Annotated in this window: 14 protein-coding genes; 7 read left to right on the top strand and 7 right to left on the bottom strand. The window is 35.2% G+C overall.

The window, feature by feature from the left end; translation table 11 throughout:
• Nucleotides 1-163: 163 nt before the first annotated feature.
• The 3 genes from ABH959_RS09600 to ABH959_RS09590 all read left to right on the top strand — a co-directional run bounded on the left by ABH959_RS09600 (nt 164) and on the right by ABH959_RS09590 (nt 2,762).
• Nucleotides 164-1,597 (top strand): alanine/glycine:cation symporter family protein, encoded by a 1,434-nt coding sequence (locus tag ABH959_RS09600; RefSeq protein ID WP_113936312.1) that lies wholly within the window; start codon nt 164-166, stop codon nt 1,595-1,597.
• A 239-nt stretch (nt 1,598-1,836) separates the two neighbouring features.
• Nucleotides 1,837-2,277 carry a Dps family protein gene (locus ABH959_RS09595; RefSeq protein ID WP_002112747.1) on the top strand — a complete coding sequence of 147 codons (441 nt, stop codon included), beginning with the start codon at nt 1,837-1,839 and terminating at the stop codon, nt 2,275-2,277.
• Nucleotides 2,278-2,564: 287 nt separating this feature from the next.
• Complete coding sequence (locus ABH959_RS09590; protein WP_000656312.1) at nt 2,565-2,762, top strand: hypothetical protein; 198 nt, start codon at nt 2,565-2,567, stop codon at nt 2,760-2,762.
• Nucleotides 2,763-2,778: 16 nt separating this feature from the next.
• Here the strand turns inward: ABH959_RS09590 and ABH959_RS09585 are convergent, their stop codons facing one another.
• Both ABH959_RS09585 and ABH959_RS09580 read right to left on the bottom strand, forming a co-directional pair.
• On the bottom strand, nt 2,779-3,060 hold the full coding sequence (locus tag ABH959_RS09585) for a hypothetical protein (protein WP_113936309.1): 282 nt from the start codon (nt 3,058-3,060) through the stop codon (nt 2,779-2,781).
• 119 nt (nt 3,061-3,179) lie between these two features.
• On the bottom strand, nt 3,180-3,758 hold the full coding sequence (locus tag ABH959_RS09580) for an LOG family protein (protein WP_012261956.1): 579 nt from the start codon (nt 3,756-3,758) through the stop codon (nt 3,180-3,182).
• A 73-nt stretch (nt 3,759-3,831) separates the two neighbouring features.
• On the opposite strand from ABH959_RS09580, the gene ABH959_RS09575 reads away from it, so the two are divergent.
• The 3 genes from ABH959_RS09575 to ABH959_RS09565 all read left to right on the top strand — a co-directional run bounded on the left by ABH959_RS09575 (nt 3,832) and on the right by ABH959_RS09565 (nt 6,036).
• The gene (locus ABH959_RS09575) at nt 3,832-4,155 is read left to right on the top strand and encodes a MazG nucleotide pyrophosphohydrolase domain-containing protein (protein WP_002143684.1); all 324 of its coding nucleotides are present in this window, start codon (nt 3,832-3,834) and stop codon (nt 4,153-4,155) included.
• Between the two features lie 53 nt (nt 4,156-4,208).
• Nucleotides 4,209-4,715, top strand: a complete 507-nt coding sequence (locus ABH959_RS09570) for a ferritin (RefSeq protein ID WP_113936308.1) — start codon at nt 4,209-4,211, stop codon at nt 4,713-4,715.
• Nucleotides 4,716-4,863: 148 nt separating this feature from the next.
• Entirely contained in the window at nt 4,864-6,036 is a 1,173-nt protein-coding gene (locus tag ABH959_RS09565) for a DUF418 domain-containing protein (RefSeq protein WP_404492515.1), read from the top strand.
• A gap of 43 nt (nt 6,037-6,079) precedes the next feature.
• On the opposite strand, the gene ABH959_RS09560 is transcribed toward ABH959_RS09565, so the two are convergent.
• From ABH959_RS09560 to ABH959_RS09545, 4 genes are all read right to left on the bottom strand, one after another.
• Nucleotides 6,080-7,261: a NupC/NupG family nucleoside CNT transporter gene (locus tag ABH959_RS09560; RefSeq protein ID WP_113936306.1), complete on the bottom strand. Its 1,182-nt coding sequence runs from the start codon at nt 7,259-7,261 to the stop codon at nt 6,080-6,082.
• Nucleotides 7,262-7,614: 353 nt separating this feature from the next.
• A complete protein-coding gene (locus tag ABH959_RS09555) occupies nt 7,615-8,796 on the bottom strand; it encodes a NupC/NupG family nucleoside CNT transporter (protein ID WP_002089478.1) in 1,182 nt (393 codons plus the stop codon).
• A gap of 299 nt (nt 8,797-9,095) precedes the next feature.
• Entirely contained in the window at nt 9,096-10,538 is a 1,443-nt protein-coding gene (locus ABH959_RS09550) for an alanine/glycine:cation symporter family protein (RefSeq protein WP_113936305.1), read from the bottom strand.
• 222 nt (nt 10,539-10,760) lie between these two features.
• Nucleotides 10,761-12,191 (bottom strand): alanine/glycine:cation symporter family protein, encoded by a 1,431-nt coding sequence (locus ABH959_RS09545; protein WP_113936304.1) that lies wholly within the window; start codon nt 12,189-12,191, stop codon nt 10,761-10,763.
• Between the two features lie 301 nt (nt 12,192-12,492).
• Between ABH959_RS09545 and ABH959_RS09540 the strand changes: the two genes are divergently transcribed.
• The gene (locus tag ABH959_RS09540; protein WP_113936303.1) at nt 12,493-13,131 is read left to right on the top strand and encodes an NAD(P)-dependent oxidoreductase; all 639 of its coding nucleotides are present in this window, start codon (nt 12,493-12,495) and stop codon (nt 13,129-13,131) included.
• A gap of 44 nt (nt 13,132-13,175) precedes the next feature.
• On the opposite strand, the gene ABH959_RS09535 is transcribed toward ABH959_RS09540, so the two are convergent.
• Nucleotides 13,176-17,594 (bottom strand): putative mucin/carbohydrate-binding domain-containing protein, encoded by a 4,419-nt coding sequence (locus ABH959_RS09535; RefSeq protein ID WP_113936302.1) that lies wholly within the window; start codon nt 17,592-17,594, stop codon nt 13,176-13,178.
• Between the last annotated feature and the right edge of the window lie 47 nt (nt 17,595-17,641).

Genomic DNA, 17,641 nt, shown 5'->3' with positions numbered 1-17,641 from the left:
CTTTAAATTTAGTTTTTTAAAATGTAAATAATTCTAAAAATATTACGATGTAACATAATCATAACACAAAATGCATTTAAGTAACATGATTTTTTAGAAAAATTGATTCTGGTATATTTTTTGCATATAATTTTCTTATTACGAAAAAAAGGAAGTGTATTATATGGTTGATATCTTTAGCAGATTCCTTGAGGTAACGAATAATATTTTATGGTCATATATTCTTATTGCAATGCTAATCGGCTTCGGTCTTTATTTCTCTTTCAAATTAAAATTTGTCCAAATTACTCATTTCGGTGAGATGGTCAGTTTAATTAGTAAAGGATTTAATCGAAAAGAAAAAAAGAAAGATAGCATCTCTCCATTCCAAGCATTTTGCTTAAGTGCAGCGGCACGTATCGGTATCGGAAACTTAGCTGGTGTAGCATTAGCCATTTCAATGGGTGGACCCGGCGCAATATTTTGGATGTGGTTTATCGCTATCCTTGGAGCAGCTACTAGTTTCGTAGAATGTACGCTCGCGCAAATTTATAAAGTAAAAGATGGAAGCAGGTTCCGTGGTGGACCAGCATATTACATGGAAAAAGGATTAAACAAACGCTGGATGGGTGTTTGGTTTTCACTTCTTATTACAGTTGCGTACGGATTAATTTTCAATTCTGTACAAGCAAATACAGTAACAATAGCGTTTGAAAATGCTTTTGGACTAGAACGAACTATCGTAGGAGCTGTTTTAGCTTTATTAGTTGCGGTAATTATTTTTGGCGGTATTAAAAGCATTTCACGTATTACAGAAATGATTGTTCCTCCAATGGCAATCATTTATATCGGAGTAGCTGTTTTTGTCGTTATTAACAACTTCAATATGTTACCAAGCATTTTCATGGAAATATTTAATGGTGCATTCGGTTTAGACCAAGCCATCGCTGGTGGCATTGGCGCAGCAATCAAATTCGGAATTCAGCGCGGTTTATTCGCGACAGAAGCAGGTATGGGTAGCTCCCCTAACGCAGCAGCAACATCAGATGTATCTCACCCTGTAAAACAAGGACTTGTTCAAGCATTAGGCGTTTTCGTAGATACATTCTTAGTATGTACATCAACAGCGTTTATCGTATTATGTTCTGGACTTTACAAAGGATCGAATTTAGAAGGTATTGAATTAACACAACAAGCATTAAGTTCACAAATTGGACCGTGGGCAAGCACTTTCTTAGCGATTATTATTTTCCTATTCGCTTTCAGTTCTTTACTAGGAAACTACTATTATGGTGAAACAAATATCGCATTCATTAAAGAAAGCAAAACATGGTTACTGATTTATCGTGTTGCAGTTGTCGGAATGGTGTTCTTCGGATCTATCGCTGCCCTTCAAACAGTTTGGAGTTTAGCTGATTTCTTTATGGGACTAATGGTATTCACAAACTTAATTGCCATCTCATTCCTTAGCAAGTTCGCCTACGCAGCATTAGTAGACTATATAAAACAAAAGAAACAAGGAAAAGATCCTGTCTTCGTTGCAAGTTCTATCCCTGGCTTAAAAAATACAGAGTGTTGGGATGGGCAAGATTTAGAAGAGAAGAAACAAGTTGGATAACAACTAAAAGCGGAAGAGGCTCGCAGGAAAAAGCGAAGCCACCGAATATTCTAGCCGCTGGAGCTATATAATAAAAAATCCCTATTACTTCATAGTAATAGGGATTTTTTATTTACAACAGTTCATAATTTGTTCAAATTAATTCCAGCAAAAGGGTTGATTTATACAAATTACTAGATTATAATAATTATAAATTAGTAATTCATATAAAATAATAACTCAAGAGGAGATTGATCATAATGAATACACAAGTAATCGAAGCATTAAACAAACAAGTAGCAAACTGGAGCGTTTTATTTACAAAACTACACAACTTCCATTGGTACGTAAAAGGACCTCAATTCTTCACACTACATGAAAAATTTGAAGAGCTTTACACAGAATCAGCTACTCACATCGATGAAATCGCAGAACGCATTTTAGCAATTGGCGGCAAACCAGTAGCAACAATGAAAGAATACTTAGAACTATCTTCTATTCAAGAAGCAGCTTACGGAGAAACTGCAGAAGGGATGGTCGAAGCAATCATGAAAGACTACGAAATGATGCTAACTGAACTGAAAAAAGGCATGGAAATCGCTCAAAACTCTGATGACGAAATGACATCTGACCTACTACTAGGCATCTACACAGAACTAGAAAAACACGCTTGGATGCTACGTGCATTCTTGAATCAATAATAGATTAAAAGCGGAAGCGGCTCGTTCAGAGTCGCTTTTTTCTATTGATTGGTCGCACTTGATAATACATAAAATTATATCGATCGTAATTCACGATATATCAACGTTTCGACAAAGAATATCGCTTTACCAACAAATCACGACAATATTAGCACTCACCTTTTCTACTTTTATCAATATATTACAATCTCTTTTATGTTAAAATATAGGAAACACCCTTTAGTAATTAGATCCAAAAAGCTTGTCCAAGTTCATCATTTACTACTTAAATGGCGGGAGTGGTTCAGTTGAAAGACTACTTAATTAGAGCATTTTTTGCGTTAATAACAGTTGGGATTCTCTTACTCATAGCTAATATTTTCAACATACGTGTCGAGGTTAAAGACTATGCTTTCCTCGTTGTTGTAGCTATTGGTGGCGGTTGGGGTGGCTGGTACCTGTATAAAAAACAAAGTAATCAAAATGATAAAGGCATTCCGAAGTAATATGGAATGCCTTTTTTTATTTCCGTTTATAATAAATAATAAAATTCAAGCCGCTAATACAGCCAATCGCAATAAACATGCAAAACGATTGTGGATCTCCACTTAGACTATACTCATCAACGATAAACCCTGACATAAAAAGTGTTATCGCCGAAACACCGATACACAATACCGAAATAAACCAAAGCGAAAACTCATTAATCAGCTCTTTCTTCTGTGTTGAAACAATTAGCATAACCAAAATAGACGCCGCTAAAATACTTTTAAAAACAGGCCGTAAATACACAAACTCCTCCATCTATTTCTCCTTTCCAAAAAAACATTATATCTCAACGTTAACATATTTAACCAAATTAAAAACACATGTCTTTTTGCGATAAAAAGACATGTGTTTCCAAAATCCACTATAAAAATGTACTATGATAACTGCTTCCACTTAGTTCCCAAAACAGGACGCTCGTAATTTTGTATTTCATGAATTAGTTTATCAGCCGTCTCAGCTGAAACGATTAACTCTTTATTCGACGGGTTCATAAAGCCTTCTTCCGCTGCGCGATCAACCATTTGCAGAATTGGCCCGTAAAAGTCTTTAATGTTTAATAAACCAACTGGCTTATCATGTATACCAATTTGTGACCAACATACAACTTCAAATAGCTCTTCAAATGTTCCGTATCCGCCTGGTAATGCAATGAAAGCATCCGCAAGCTCTGCCATTTTCGCTTTACGTTCGTGCATCGTTTCTACTTCAATTAATTCTGTTAATCCTGTATGAACGATTTCACCACGGAATAAACCACGCGGCATAACACCTGTTACACGTCCACCTAAACGAAGAACTTCGTTTGCTACTTCTCCCATTAATCCAACGCATGAACCGCCGTATACAAGCTCATAATCGTTCTCAACAAACATTTTCCCTAACTCTATTGCCTGCTCCTTAAATTCTGGTCTTCCCCCTAAATTTGAACCTGCAAACACACAAATCTTTCTCATTCCTACACCCCGAAACTATATATTGTTATGATACAATGAGTATTGTACAACATATTGAAGGGATGAGGAAGAAATGGATATCGTCGCATTTCAAAGATGGGTGGAGGAATTTTACGAAAAACGAAGCTGGTCACAGTACAACTCCTTTATTCGCTTAAATTTCTTAACTGAGGAAGTTGGGGAAGTTTCACGCGTTGTTCGCGCAATTGAAATCGGTCGTGATCGCCCTGATGAACAAATAAAAACACAAGAAGAGCTAAAACAAGAACTAAAAGAAGAACTTGGTGATGTACTATCTAATCTTATTGTTCTTTCACAAAAATATGATTTGGATTTACAAGACATTATGGAAACACACGTCACAAAGCTTTCAAAAAGATTCGAAACATCTAAATGAGAACATTATCAATTGTGATATAATGTTCTTGTCAAAATAATAAGGGGGATTTTATGTTATCTAAAAAATTGCACGACGCATTAAATGAACAAATGAACTTTGAATTTTACTCTGCACACGCTTATATGGCAATGGCTGCTTACTGTACAGCGGAAAGCTACGATGGATTCGCTAACTTTTTCCTTGTACAAGCTGAAGAAGAGCGTTTCCACGCAATGAAGCTTTACAACTACATTAATGACCGCGGCGAGCGCGCTATTATTACTGGATTTGATCATCCTAATAACGAATATGAGTCTGTATTGAATGCTTTTGAAGTAGCACTTGAGCATGAACGTGAAGTAACGAAGCGCATTTATCACTTATCTGATATCGCTTGGGATGAGCGTGAACACGCAACAATTACCTTCTTAAAATGGTTCGTTGACGAGCAAGTAGAAGAAGAAGCTTCATTTGATAGCATCATCCAAAAATTAAAACGTATTACAAACGATTCAAACGCATTATTTATGCTAGATGCTGAATTAGAGAAACGTACATTTACGCCTCCAGCTGAGTAGTATTCCAATCACCTTAATGAATGTATTAAGGTGATTTTTTTATTTTTTCTCTAGCTTAAAATCACCTTAAATTTCCTTGTATTTGACATAGTACCAGTAAAAAAATGGTATTATTTTCAATGTTAAATAATATACGAGGAGAGAAAAAATGAATCAGCGTGTAGAAGCTGTTGATGCAATCCGTGGTTTCGCTTTGTTGGGTATTTTACTTGTCAATATGACCTTAATTCAATTTGGATTCTTTGCCAGTGAAAAACCAACTTACATATTTGGAAAACTTGATGAAGGCGCTAATTGGTTTATTCAATTTTTCGGCACCCACAATTTCATGTCCCTATTCTCTTTTTTATTTGGTCTTAGCATTATTTTGTTGCAAAAAAGTATTATTGCGAAAGGAAAAAAATTCTTCCCCACATACATAAGACGTATTATCATTCTTTTACTACTAGGCTACATTCACGGCACCTTTGTTTGGGAGGGAGATATTTTATTTGCCTACGGGGTTATCGGGATTTTCTTAATGATGTTCATCAATCGAAGACCGAAAACGTTGCTCATTTGGGCATCTATTTTACTAGCACTCATTATGCTCGCATCTTACCAATCGGAATCAACATCGAACCCCTATGATGATTTCGCACCTTATACTGAAAAGGAACATAAGGTCCATAAGACTGGAAGCTATATGGATCATGTCAACTTTAGATTGACTGAAAATCCTTTTGATTATATGGGGATTAACGGTGTATTCGGATTAGTTTTCATATCAATTTTCGCAATAATTTTTATGTCTCCACTTTTCTTACTCGGAATGTATGTGGGGAAAAAGGGCTGGCTATTTGAGGTCGATCAACATATACCTGCTGTCAAAAAAATATGGCTTATCACTGGGATTTTCTCTTTTACAATTAAAATCTTAGCCATATTCGTGAAACATCCGATTTTAATTATGTTACAAGATAGTCTTACACCAGTAACCATGACCTTCTTTTACGGAAGCACGATTATTTTATTATTCCATTACAAAAAGGTAGCGCGTTTACTAACATACATGGCGAACATGGGAAAAATGTCGGTTAGTAATTACTTAGCGCAATCTATTATCGCAACAACTATTTTTTACGCATATGGGTTTGGCTTATACGGTAAAATCGGATACTTCTTCGGTATTCTTTTAACCATCGGAATTTATACGATTCAACTATTGGTTAGCACATATTGGCTACGGAAATATCGAATGGGGCCTGTTGAATATATATGGAGGCTTGGAACTTATTTAGAGAGACCACGATTTAAAAGAAGTTTGAATAAAGCAAGTTAAACAAAAAAAGCAATGAGCCCAATGCTCATTGCTTTTCTTATTATTAAAGCATAACCCCAACGATAATCGCTGATAATATACTTACTAACGTTGCACCGTATACAAGTTTTAATCCGAATGAAGATACAACGTTTGCTTGTTTGCCATCGATACTCTTCGTTGCACCTGCGATAATTCCGATTGATGAGAAGTTCGCAAATGATACAAGGAAGATAGATAAAATGCCTACTGTACGAGCTGATAAATCTCCAGCTACTTTACCAAGGTCAAGCATTGCAACGAATTCGTTTGTTACTAATTTCGTTGCCATAATTTGTCCTGCTGTTAGCATCTCAGATGTTGGAATACCCATTACGAATGCTAATGGTGAGAAGACATATCCTAAAATACTTTGGAATGTGATTCCGAAAATTGAATCGAATACACCGTTAATTGCTGTAATTAATGCTACGAAACCGATTAACATCGCCGCTACTGTTACAGCGATAGAGAAACCAAGCATAATATATTCGCCTAACATTTCAAAGAATGTTTGTTTTTTATCTTCTTGTAATTCTAAAATATCGTCTTCTTCTTTTACTTCATATGGATTAATGATATGAACGATAATGAATCCACTGAATAAGTTTAATACAAGTGCTGTTACTACATATTTTGGATCAATCATTTTCATGTAAGAACCTACGATTGACATCGATACTGTTGACATAGAAGATGCACAAAGTGTGTATAAACGATTTTTCGGTAATTTGCTTAGTTGATCTTTTACTGTAATGAATACTTCACCTTGACCAACAATTGCAGCTGCTACCGCATTATATGATTCTAGTTTTCCTAAACCGTTAATTTTACTTAATACGAAACCGACTGCACGAATGATAATCGGTAAAACTTTAATATGTTGTAAGATCCCGATTAATACTGCTAAGAAAATAATTGGTAATAATACTGTTAAGAAGAATGGTGCTTGTCCATCGTTTGCTAGACCACCAAATACGAAATTAACCCCAGCTTCCGCAAATTTTAAAATAGCGCCAAATCCATCTGCAATCCCTTTTACTAATACAAATCCGATCTTTGTATTTAGTAAGAAATACGCAAGTACCAATTGAATTACGAGCATAAGTGCAATTGGTTTATATTTAATTTTCTTACGATCTGAACTTATAAGGAAACCTAGTACAAATACTACAAGTAAACCGACTAGAAACATTACTATCTTCATGTGTGAATCCTCCACTTCTCCCACGAGTTATTGGTCGTATAACGTATAACGAATGACGTCTGACCATTGATGTTAAAAAAATTTTAAACCCCTAAATATTATTCAACTGTTTTCTAAAATCAGTAAGCGTTTACATAAATTGCAATTTATAAAAGGTAGCCTCTTCTCTCCTACCATACTTGAAAGTCTGAAATTGATACCACCTACAAATCAAATTGTAAGCGTTAACTAATCGAAATGCAATATAAATTTTAAAATATTTTTATATGTTAATATATTCCTAAATAATTGGTTTTTTCATGTAAATTTACCATAAAAAAATAGCCCTAGCTATGAGCTAGGACCATCTTTTTTTACAACATAACACCAACGATAATCGCCGATAAAAGACTTACTAATGTCGCACCGTATACAAGTCGTAATCCGAATGATGAAACAACGTTTGATTGGTTTTCATCGATTCCTTTCGTTGCACCTGCGATAATTCCGATAGATGAGAAGTTCGCGAATGATACAAGGAATACAGAAAGAATACCGACTGTACGAGCTGATAAATCACCAGCTACTTTTCCTAGATCAAGCATCGCAACAAACTCGTTTGATACTAATTTTGTTGCCATAATTTGTCCCGCTGTTACCATTTCTGCTTGCGGGATACCCATTACGAATGCTAATGGAGAGAAAATATATCCTAAAATAGCTTGGAATGTAATACCGAACACTGAATCAAACAAGCTATTGATTGCTGTAATTAATGCTACGAAACCAAGTAACATTGCTGCTACCGTAATCGCAATCGTGAAACCAAGCATAATATATTCGCTCAGCATTTCAAAGAATGACTGTTTTTTCTTATTTTCTAACTTCAGTGTATCTTCTTCTTCCGTAATATCGTACGGATTAATAATATGAATAATAATGAAACCACTAAATAAATTTAATACAAGTGCTGTTACTACATATTTTGGTTCAATCATTTTCATATAAGAACCAACGATCGACATCGATACTGTCGACATGGAAGATGCACATAGTGTATATAAACGATGTTTTGGGATTTTACTTAATTGATCTTTTACTGTAATAAATACTTCTGCTTGCCCAACAATTGCGGCCGCTACTGCATTATATGATTCTAATTTTCCTAAACCATTTACTTTACTTAGCATAGTACCAATAGCACGAATAAATATCGGTAAAATTTTAAAGTGTTGCAGAATTCCGATTAACACTGCAAAGAATACGATTGGTAATAAAGCTGTTAAGAAGAATGAAACCTCTCCTTTATTAACAAGACCACCAAATACGAAAACGATTCCAGATTCCGCATATCCAAGAAGTGCTCCAAATCCATCTGAAATTCCTTTTACTAAAATATAACCAATTGGCGTATTTAATAAGAAATACGTTAACGCTAGCTGAATAACAAGCATAATTGCGATTGGTTTATACTTAATCTTCTTACGATCAGAACTTATAAGAAAGCCGAGTACGAATACAACTAGTAGTCCTACAAGAAACATAACAAACTTCATTAATAAAATCCTCCATTTAACTCTTCATTAACGTTGAACGTCTGACTACTCAAAACAAGGAATAATCCGAACTTTCCATTTCTCCTCCAAAACCTTCAATCGGATATGAAAAACCATAAAATCTCTTGTCTCAAAGCCATTTTCCATTCTAACACAAATTATAACTCACATCCGCACTTTTCTTAAAAAAATACATTTTATTATAAAACACTCATTAATGTTCGTATTTTCCCTCTTCCTTTAGTTTATCAACATAAAAAAAACGAGCATCAAATTTCTCTGATGCTCGTTCCTTTTTATTATACAGCTTTTTCTTTATCTGCTACTGCTGGCTTGTCCCAGCACTCTGTATTGTTTAAACCAGGAATAGACTCCGCATAAAAGACTGGATCTTTTCCTTGTTTCTTTTGTTTTACGTAATCTGATAATGCCGCGAAAGCATACTTAGAAAGGAATACAATCGCCACTAAGTTAATAATAGCCATGATACCCATGAATAAATCTGCTAAGTCCCAAACAATTTGAATTGTTGCTACAGAACCTAACATAACCATACCAAGTACCGCGATTCGATAAACATTTAGCAAAACTTTACTTCCATTTAAAAACTCAATATTTGTTTCACCATAGTAGTAGTTACCTACTAATGAACTAAATGCAAACAAGAAGATTGCAACTGCTACAAATACAGAAGCCCACGGTCCGATATGTTGACTTAACGCTTGTTGCGTTAATTGAATTCCGTTTAAATCAGCCGCTCCAGGCACATCTGATAATAAAATAATAAATGCTGTACAACTACAAATTAATAATGTATCTGTAAATACCCCTAAAGTTTGAATGAAACCTTGTTTCACTGGATGCGTTACGTTAGCTGTCGCTGCAGCATTTGGCGCACTACCCATACCAGCCTCATTTGAGAATAATCCACGTTTTACCCCTAGTAAAATCGCAGCTCCTAATCCCCCGCCCACTACTTCTTTAATTCCGAAAGCATGTAAGAAAATTTCTTTAAATACATATGGAATTGCCGTAATGTTTGTTACAACAACGAATAATGCAACTGCTACATATATAATTGCCATTACTGGAACAATCATTTCAACCGCACGTGCAATACGTTTTACTCCGCCGAAGATAATGATTGCAAGTAAACCAGCCATAAACAGACCTACAAACTTACCATCTGTGTTAAATGCTCCATCAAAAGCCGCCGCTACTGTGTTTGACTGCACGGCGTTGAAAATCAATCCGAAACTAACTGTTATTAAAACAGAGAAGACAATCCCTAGCCAGCGTTTCTTTAAACCCTTTTCCATATAATACGCTGGACCACCACGGAATGCGTTCCCATCTTTTACTTTATAAATTTGCGCTAATGTGCTCTCTACAAATGCAGAAGCACCCCCAATTACCGCGATTAACCACATCCAGAATACCGCTCCTGGTCCACCTGCTGAGATTGCGATAGCTACACCAGCTAAGTTACCAGTACCTACACGAGAAGCTGTACTCATACAAAATGCTTGAAATGACGATACACCACTTTTTTCTTTTTGTGCTTTTCTTGTTTTTGAACTCGCTCCATCCCCAAGTAAACGAATCATTTCTCCAAAGTAACGTATTTGAACAAACTTTACTCGGAAAGAAAAATAAAGCCCAAGTCCAATTAGCATTGCAATAATAATATATGACCATAGAACATTATTTATATCCCCAATAACACTAGTTAAAAAATCCATCATTGCGTTCCCCCTCTTCATAACACTAAGAAGATTATATTCTAAAAACTTTTAACAATCAAGAATTTTCGACAAGAAATGTAAGGTTTTATGACATGAAAATGTTAACAATTATAACATCCTTATTTTTCATAAAAATTATATTAATCATCTTTTAGCCTTAATATCATTAATTACAACAAAAAAACGAGCATCGAATTCATCTCGATGCTCGCCTTTTTATTATACTGCTTTTTCTTTATCTGTTACCGCCGGCTTATCCCAACACTCTGTGTTCGTTAAACCTGGAATAGAATCTGCACTGAATACCGGATCTTTTCCTTGTTTCTTTTGTTTCACATAGTCCGCCAACGCAGCATACGCAAATCGGCCAAGAAGTGTAATCGCAATTAAGTTTGTAATTACCATTAGACCCATAAATAAGTCTGCCATATTCCATACAACTTGAAGCGTCGCAATAGAACCGAATAATACCATTCCCACTACCGCAATACGGTAAATCGTTAACCAAGTTTTACTTTGCTTAATAAACTCAATATTCGTTTCACCATAATAGTAGTTTCCTAGAAGTGAACTGAAAGCAAATAAGAAAATGATAATCGCTAAGAAGCTACTTGCCCATGGGCCAATTTGTGAACTTAATGCATTTTGCGTTAATTCAATACCTTCTAAATTTGTTGCTTTATATGCACCAGAACATAGTACGATAAACGCTGTTGATGTACATACTAAGAACGTATCTACTAAAACACCGATTGTTTGAATAAAACCTTGTTTCGCTGGATGCGTTACATCCGCTGTTGCAGCCGCATTTGGCGCACTCCCCATACCTGCTTCGTTCGCAAATAATCCGCGCTGAATACCATATTTCATTGCAGCACCGATACCGCCACCTACAGCTGAATCTAAACCAAATGCCCCTTTAAAGATTTCTGTAAACATATCCGGTATTAAATAATAATTTTTAATAACGACGAAAATTGCTACTGCAATATAAATAAGCGCCATTGGCGGAACGATCATTTCAGACATACGCGCAATACTTTTTACACCACCAAAAATAATAACCGCGACTAGTACCGCTAACACAATCCCAACAACGTAACGCTCAATACCAAAAGCATTTTTAAATGCTAATGTCACTGTATTTGCTTGTACTGAGTTAAAAATTAAACCGTAAGTAATTGTAATTAGAATAGAGAACCAAATTCCCATCCAACGTTTATTTAAACCTTTTTCCATATAATAAGCAGGACCACCACGGAAGCCACTGCCATCTTTTACTTTATAAATTTGTGCAAGCGTACTTTCTACGAAACTTGAAGACGCCCCAATAATCGCAATAACCCACATCCAAAATACCGCTCCAGGTCCTCCCATTGAAATAGCTAACGCTACCCCAGCTAAGTTCCCAATACCAATACGAGCTGCTGAACTCATACAAAACGCTTGGAAAGAAGATACACTACCTTTTTTACGTGTCTTTCCAGTTAATCCATCACTCATTAATCGAACCATTTCCCCTAAATGAGTAATTTGTACGAATTTCAATTTAATAGAAAAATAAAGACCTAAACCAATTAACATTGCAATAAGAATATATGACCAAAGAATTGTATTCGTTGACGAAACAAATTGCTCTAAAATATCCATACAATTAACCCCTCCTTTTCTCCATAAAACGAATTATATTTAAAAAACATTTAAAAATCAACATTTTTCGACAATTTACTCTTTTCCAAATGTTAGTGATTTATAACGTAACAATCTTTTTATGACTCTCCTCCCTTTAAATGTACATACTAAAACAAAAAATAAATCTACAAACAACACCATTGACAAAAATACCGACCTGTAACTATAATAGTTACATCAGGTTGTAACAAACCTAATTACAATACATTCATTTACTTTCAGATATACATTTTAACAAAACACTTTGGAGGGATTTATTATGAAAATCGGAATCATCGGAGCAACTGGTAAAGCAGGAAGTCGTATTTTAAAAGAAGCATTAGATCGCGGACATGAAGTAACTGCAATCGTAAGAAACGCTGCAAAAATTACAGAAGAAAATATAAAAGTTTTAGAGAAAGATGTATTCGCTCTTACATCTAATGACCTACAAGCATTTGATGTAGTTGTAAATGCATTCGGCGCTCCAGCCGGACAAGAACACCTTCACGTAGATGCAGGAAACGTACTTATCGAAGCTATGAAAGATGCACCTAACACAAAATTACTTGTAGTTGGCGGCGCTGGAAGCTTATTTGTAGACGAAGAGAAAACAACGCGTGTATTTGATACGCCAGGTTTCCCAAATGAATATCTTGCAACAGCTCAAAACCAAGGTAAAAACTTAGAAATCCTAAATCAAACAAATGATATTACTTGGACATTCATTAGCCCTTCTGCACTATTCGCATTAGGAAAACGCACTGGCTCTTATACAGCTGGCAAAGACAACCTTCTTGTTAATGCGAAAGGTGATAGCTACGTAAGTTACGAAGACTTTGCGGTAGCAGCACTTGATGAAATCGAAAATCCAAAACATGTAAACGAACGCTTCACAGTTGTTTCTGAAGCTGAGTAATAGAAAAAAATGCGCGTAGATCCAATATCTACGCGCATTTTTTATTATAATGTTCCCTTTACTAGTTCTAATCCACTTTGAGTGATTTTAAATACAACTTCTGCTGAAGCTACTTGTTCTGCTAACTCATTCTTTTTATACCATTTCAGACGACTTGGTTCTGCATGATACACTTTTACAACATCCCCATACTCAAATGGAGTACCATTTACTTGTTCTGCAAAATTCTTTGAGGTTTCTTGACCGTCTGCTGCTATATGCTTTTTCTCATTTCCATTTTGATCATAAATTGTAAAACCTAAATACTGTTCGTTCACAAAACGATAATGAATCACATCATTCGTAAATGTTGCATGTAATTTCTTTTCATCATGATTTAACGTAACAATAGAACGTGTGACATTGGACACACCTTGATACACCAGGCTATCTCCATACGTCACTTCAATCGGTACTTCTGTTATTGTCTTATTCCCAAAACGATCTTTCGTCTCTACTTTTACTTTTTGCTCACCGAGTTTCATTGTGTCTGGTTTCTCTACAAATCCAATTACTTCTCCGTCTTTTACTTCAACAAAGTTTTTCACTTCTAACTTTTCAGCATCTGTTCCGATTACTACTTTTTGCTGTACTGCCTTTACTTCTTGTAGAGCTTCTATTCTTTCAAAACCTTTTTCTGTTACTTTAAAGAATAATTCTTTTTCTACTTTCGCCTTACCTTGACCAGTAAAGTTATTATTTTGATACCAATTAAATCGATCCGATTCTGCATGATACACTTTTACAACGTCACCGTATTCAAATTCTAAGCCGTTAATCGCTTTTGCAAACTCTTTCGTGTTTTCAACACCTTTTACAGTCGCTTTCTTCTTCTCTATTCCTTTTTGATCTAATAATGTAAATTCAAAGTACGTTTCTTCTTTAAAATAATGGTGCACCGGATTCGAATCAGCTGTCGTACTGAATTTTTTCTGATCATGTTGCAATGTTACAATCGATTTAATATCAGTACTATAATTTAGCCCTTTAAATACCAAGCTATCCCCATACGTTACTTCTAGTGATACTTCCGTTACTTTCTTATTCCCGAAACGATCTTTCGTTTCTACCTTTACTTTTTGTTCTCCGATTTTCGTTGTATTTGGTTTCTCTACAAAACCAATCACTTCTCCATCTTTCACTTGAACAAAATCTTTTGCATTTAATTTTGCATCATCTGTTCCGATTACTATTTTTTGTGGTACTGCCTTTATTTTTTGCTGAGCTTCCATTCTTTCGAAACCTTGCTCCGTAACTTTAAAGAACACTTCATGAACGCCATACTGTGCATCCACGAATTCATTCTTTTTATACACTTTAAATCTATCAAACTCTCTTTGATACACTTTTACTATATCGCCATATTCGAACGACATTCCCTTAAATTGCTCTGCGAATGCTTTCGTATTTTCAGACGCTTTTACAGATACTGCTTTCTTCTCTTTCCCATCTTTATCATATACAGTCATTCCCATATATTTCTCATCCGCAAATGAAGTATGCATTTTACCTTCTGAATCTGTTGTACCGAATTTCTTCTCTTCATGGTTCAAAGTTACAACCGATTTAATGTTTGTTCCGCCATAACTTGTACCAAAGAACATAATGCTATCTCCGTAAATTACTTCTAACGGCACTTCTGTCACTTTCTTATTTCCAAAACGATCTTTCGTCTCTACCTTTACTTTTTGCTCACCGATTTTTGATGTATTTGGTTTCTCTACAAATCCAACTACTTCTCCATCTTTTACTTCAACAAAGTTTTTCGCTTCTAACTTTTCTACATCCGTTCCGACTACTACTTTTTGTGGATTTTCTTTTACTGTTTGCTCACCGTCTAACCTTTCAAATCCATTTCCAGTAATTTTGAAGACTAATTCCTTTATCTCTTTACTATTTCCTTCTCCCACATATAAATCTTTTTGGTACCAATGTAAACGAGAAGATTCTGCATGGTATACTTTCACAACATCTCCATACTCAAATGCAAGTCCATTTACTTCCTTGGCAAAAGCTTTCGTATTCTCCAAACCTTTTACCGCTATATTTCCCTTCTCTTTTCCCTCTTTATCGTACAGTGTGAATTCAAAATACTTCTCATCTTTAAAGTAATCATGAATCAGATTCTTTGTATCTGTTGCACCCAGTTTTTTCGTATCATGATGTAACGTTATAATTGACTTCATATCGTCAGTACCATAGCTTAATCCATATACAAGTAAGCTATCTCCATATGTTACTGTTAGAGGAACTTCCGTCACTTGCTTATTTCCAAAACGATCTTTCGTCTCTACTTTTACTTTTTGTTCACCAATTTTTGATGTATTTGGTTTTTCTGCAAAACCACTCACTTCTCCATCTTTTACTTGTACGAAGTTTTTCGCTTCTAACTTTTCAGCATCTGTTCCAATTACTACTTTTTGCGGTACTGCTGTTACTTCTTGTAAACCATCTTTAAATTCGAACCCTTGCGGAGTGATTTGGAATAATTTTTCTTTTTTATTTTTAGCATTTCCTTGATCTACAAGTGCGTTATTTTGATACCACTTCAAACGGTCTGGTTCTGCATGGAATACTTTTACTACATCACCATATTCAAAATCCAATCCATTTAGTTCAAGCGCAAATCGTTTTCCATTTTCTTGCCCTTCTGCCGATACACTTTTCTTTTCAATCCCATTTCGATCATATACCGTTAAGCCCATATATTCTTCTTTTTCAAAACGGTAATGTATTTTATTATTAGTAAAGTTTACATTTATTTTTTTTTCATTGTGACGAAGCATCACTGTCGACATTACTTCATTTGAAAGTCCTTGAAAAATTATACTGTCACCATAAACTCCATTAACTTGGACAGGAATTGAATTTTTATTTCCTTTCTCATCTTCAATTTCTACTAACACTTCCTGTTTTCCATTCTCTAATTTAGGCCATATGATCTTACCTGTTACTTTTACATTCTCACCTAAATTTTGAACGAGTTTACTCGCCTCGTTTTCATCAGAATCCGTACCAACTAAAAGGTTTTGCACCTCATTAGCAGGTTCACCATACGGAACCTTATACGGTTCAACTTGCCTCTCGCGAATATCATTACTATCAGTAGCTTTCCATATTTCTTTTTCTAATTTAGGTAAATTTAATTTTTCTATCTTCTCTCTAGTATCATCATTTGGCGTTAATCCCCATTCCTCAAAGAAAGGAATTAAATTTTGCCCCGCCACTTTTGATGTCATATAAATAAATAGTTGCTTTTTCTCTTCATCAGAATTAGGCATTTCACTCTGAGGCAACAAACGATAAGCTTGATGTAACCTAGGATAAAAATGTTCTCCATACACTACATTTAATTGCCAAAACATTGTAAGAGGATTGATTTCATCAATGACCCTTTCTGCTTTAGGTCTCTCTAAATACTCAAATGACTCTTTATAGTGCTCATCCATTTCTAATTGATTCCCTAATGCCTTTTGAACAGCTAATGAGTAAATATTTACTGTGACTTCCCTTACTTTAGACCACTTCCAAGGTTCTTGCTGATGTAAATGTCCAACTTCATGCCATGGTCCCCAGCCATCCTTTTCAAGTACTTCTAAATCTAAAACTCTATTCATTGCCGTCGGGATATATCCTGTATGATAATTTGTCGCAAACATAAAGTTCCCTTCAGCAGGCTTCCGTTTTTCAACAAACTGAACATAATGAGTTGGAGATTTTGCAACCCCAACACCGTCCTCAGATAATCCTGCCACCGCGTTTTCCAAACGAATAATCTTATCGTGTAATTTCATTAGCTCTGTTGGATCCGTATTCTTCATATATTTCTGCACAGAATCGTAAGTAGTAGTAATTAAGCTTCGCTCACCTTTTAATTCAACTGCATAAGGATCCTTATATTTTTTTAACATTTCATCCCAATCTTTTTTCGTATGTTTACCTAAAATAAACAAAGGGAAATGGCTACCACCATTCGTAACTGAAGCTGTTACCTCTCCTTCGTTATTCATATTATAAAAATATAAAATACCGCCTCTTGGAGATGAAATAACGTTTTTCCCTGGTTTTAAATCAAACTCTTCTGGATCCTTTTCATCATAAGATCTCGTTCCTATGAAAGCTTGAATAGACTGCGTTTCTTTTATGTCAATTGTAATCTCTTCATTTGGCGCTGCATAAATTCCAGTTGGCTCATTAGCAGAAAGTTTCCAAGTAACTCTTAAACGTTTATTTTCTTCATCTACGCTACCTTTACCCGGCAACTGAAACGTCCTCTGCTCAAATTTATTCTCTTCTAAATTCCCACCCTTATTTTCTTCCAAAGGTGCTGCATATACTTTTGATGCTTCGAAAGCTACTGGCGATAATAATGTAGATATACATATTCCAGCTACTAATACCCTACTCGTCTTTTTCTTCGACATAATCTGTGTCCCCTATTCTTTTTGTAATGCAAACCATCATAGATATA

It is taken from the genome of Bacillus sp. RC51 (assembly GCF_044908115.1).
GTDB lineage: Bacteria > Bacillota > Bacilli > Bacillales > Bacillaceae_G > Bacillus_A > Bacillus_A mycoides.
The sequence above is the reverse complement of the archived record's forward strand: the minus strand, read 5'-3'. Positions and strand labels throughout refer to the sequence as shown.

Coding starts and splice junctions, on each gene's coding strand:
- ABH959_RS09600 (WP_113936312.1), top strand. CDS start 164: ATGGTTGATATCTTTAGCAGATTCCTTGAGGTAACGAATAATATTTTA.
- ABH959_RS09595 (WP_002112747.1), top strand. CDS start 1,837: ATGAATACACAAGTAATCGAAGCATTAAACAAACAAGTAGCAAACTGG.
- ABH959_RS09585 (WP_113936309.1), bottom strand. CDS start 3,060: ATGGAGGAGTTTGTGTATTTACGGCCTGTTTTTAAAAGTATTTTAGCG.
- ABH959_RS09580 (WP_012261956.1), bottom strand. CDS start 3,758: ATGAGAAAGATTTGTGTGTTTGCAGGTTCAAATTTAGGGGGAAGACCA.
- ABH959_RS09575 (WP_002143684.1), top strand. CDS start 3,832: ATGGATATCGTCGCATTTCAAAGATGGGTGGAGGAATTTTACGAAAAA.
- ABH959_RS09570 (WP_113936308.1), top strand. CDS start 4,209: ATGTTATCTAAAAAATTGCACGACGCATTAAATGAACAAATGAACTTT.
- ABH959_RS09565 (WP_404492515.1), top strand. CDS start 4,864: ATGAATCAGCGTGTAGAAGCTGTTGATGCAATCCGTGGTTTCGCTTTG.
- ABH959_RS09560 (WP_113936306.1), bottom strand. CDS start 7,261: ATGAAGATAGTAATGTTTCTAGTCGGTTTACTTGTAGTATTTGTACTA.
- ABH959_RS09555 (WP_002089478.1), bottom strand. CDS start 8,796: ATGAAGTTTGTTATGTTTCTTGTAGGACTACTAGTTGTATTCGTACTC.
- ABH959_RS09550 (WP_113936305.1), bottom strand. CDS start 10,538: ATGGATTTTTTAACTAGTGTTATTGGGGATATAAATAATGTTCTATGG.
- ABH959_RS09545 (WP_113936304.1), bottom strand. CDS start 12,191: ATGGATATTTTAGAGCAATTTGTTTCGTCAACGAATACAATTCTTTGG.
- ABH959_RS09540 (WP_113936303.1), top strand. CDS start 12,493: ATGAAAATCGGAATCATCGGAGCAACTGGTAAAGCAGGAAGTCGTATT.
- ABH959_RS09535 (WP_113936302.1), bottom strand. CDS start 17,594: ATGTCGAAGAAAAAGACGAGTAGGGTATTAGTAGCTGGAATATGTATA.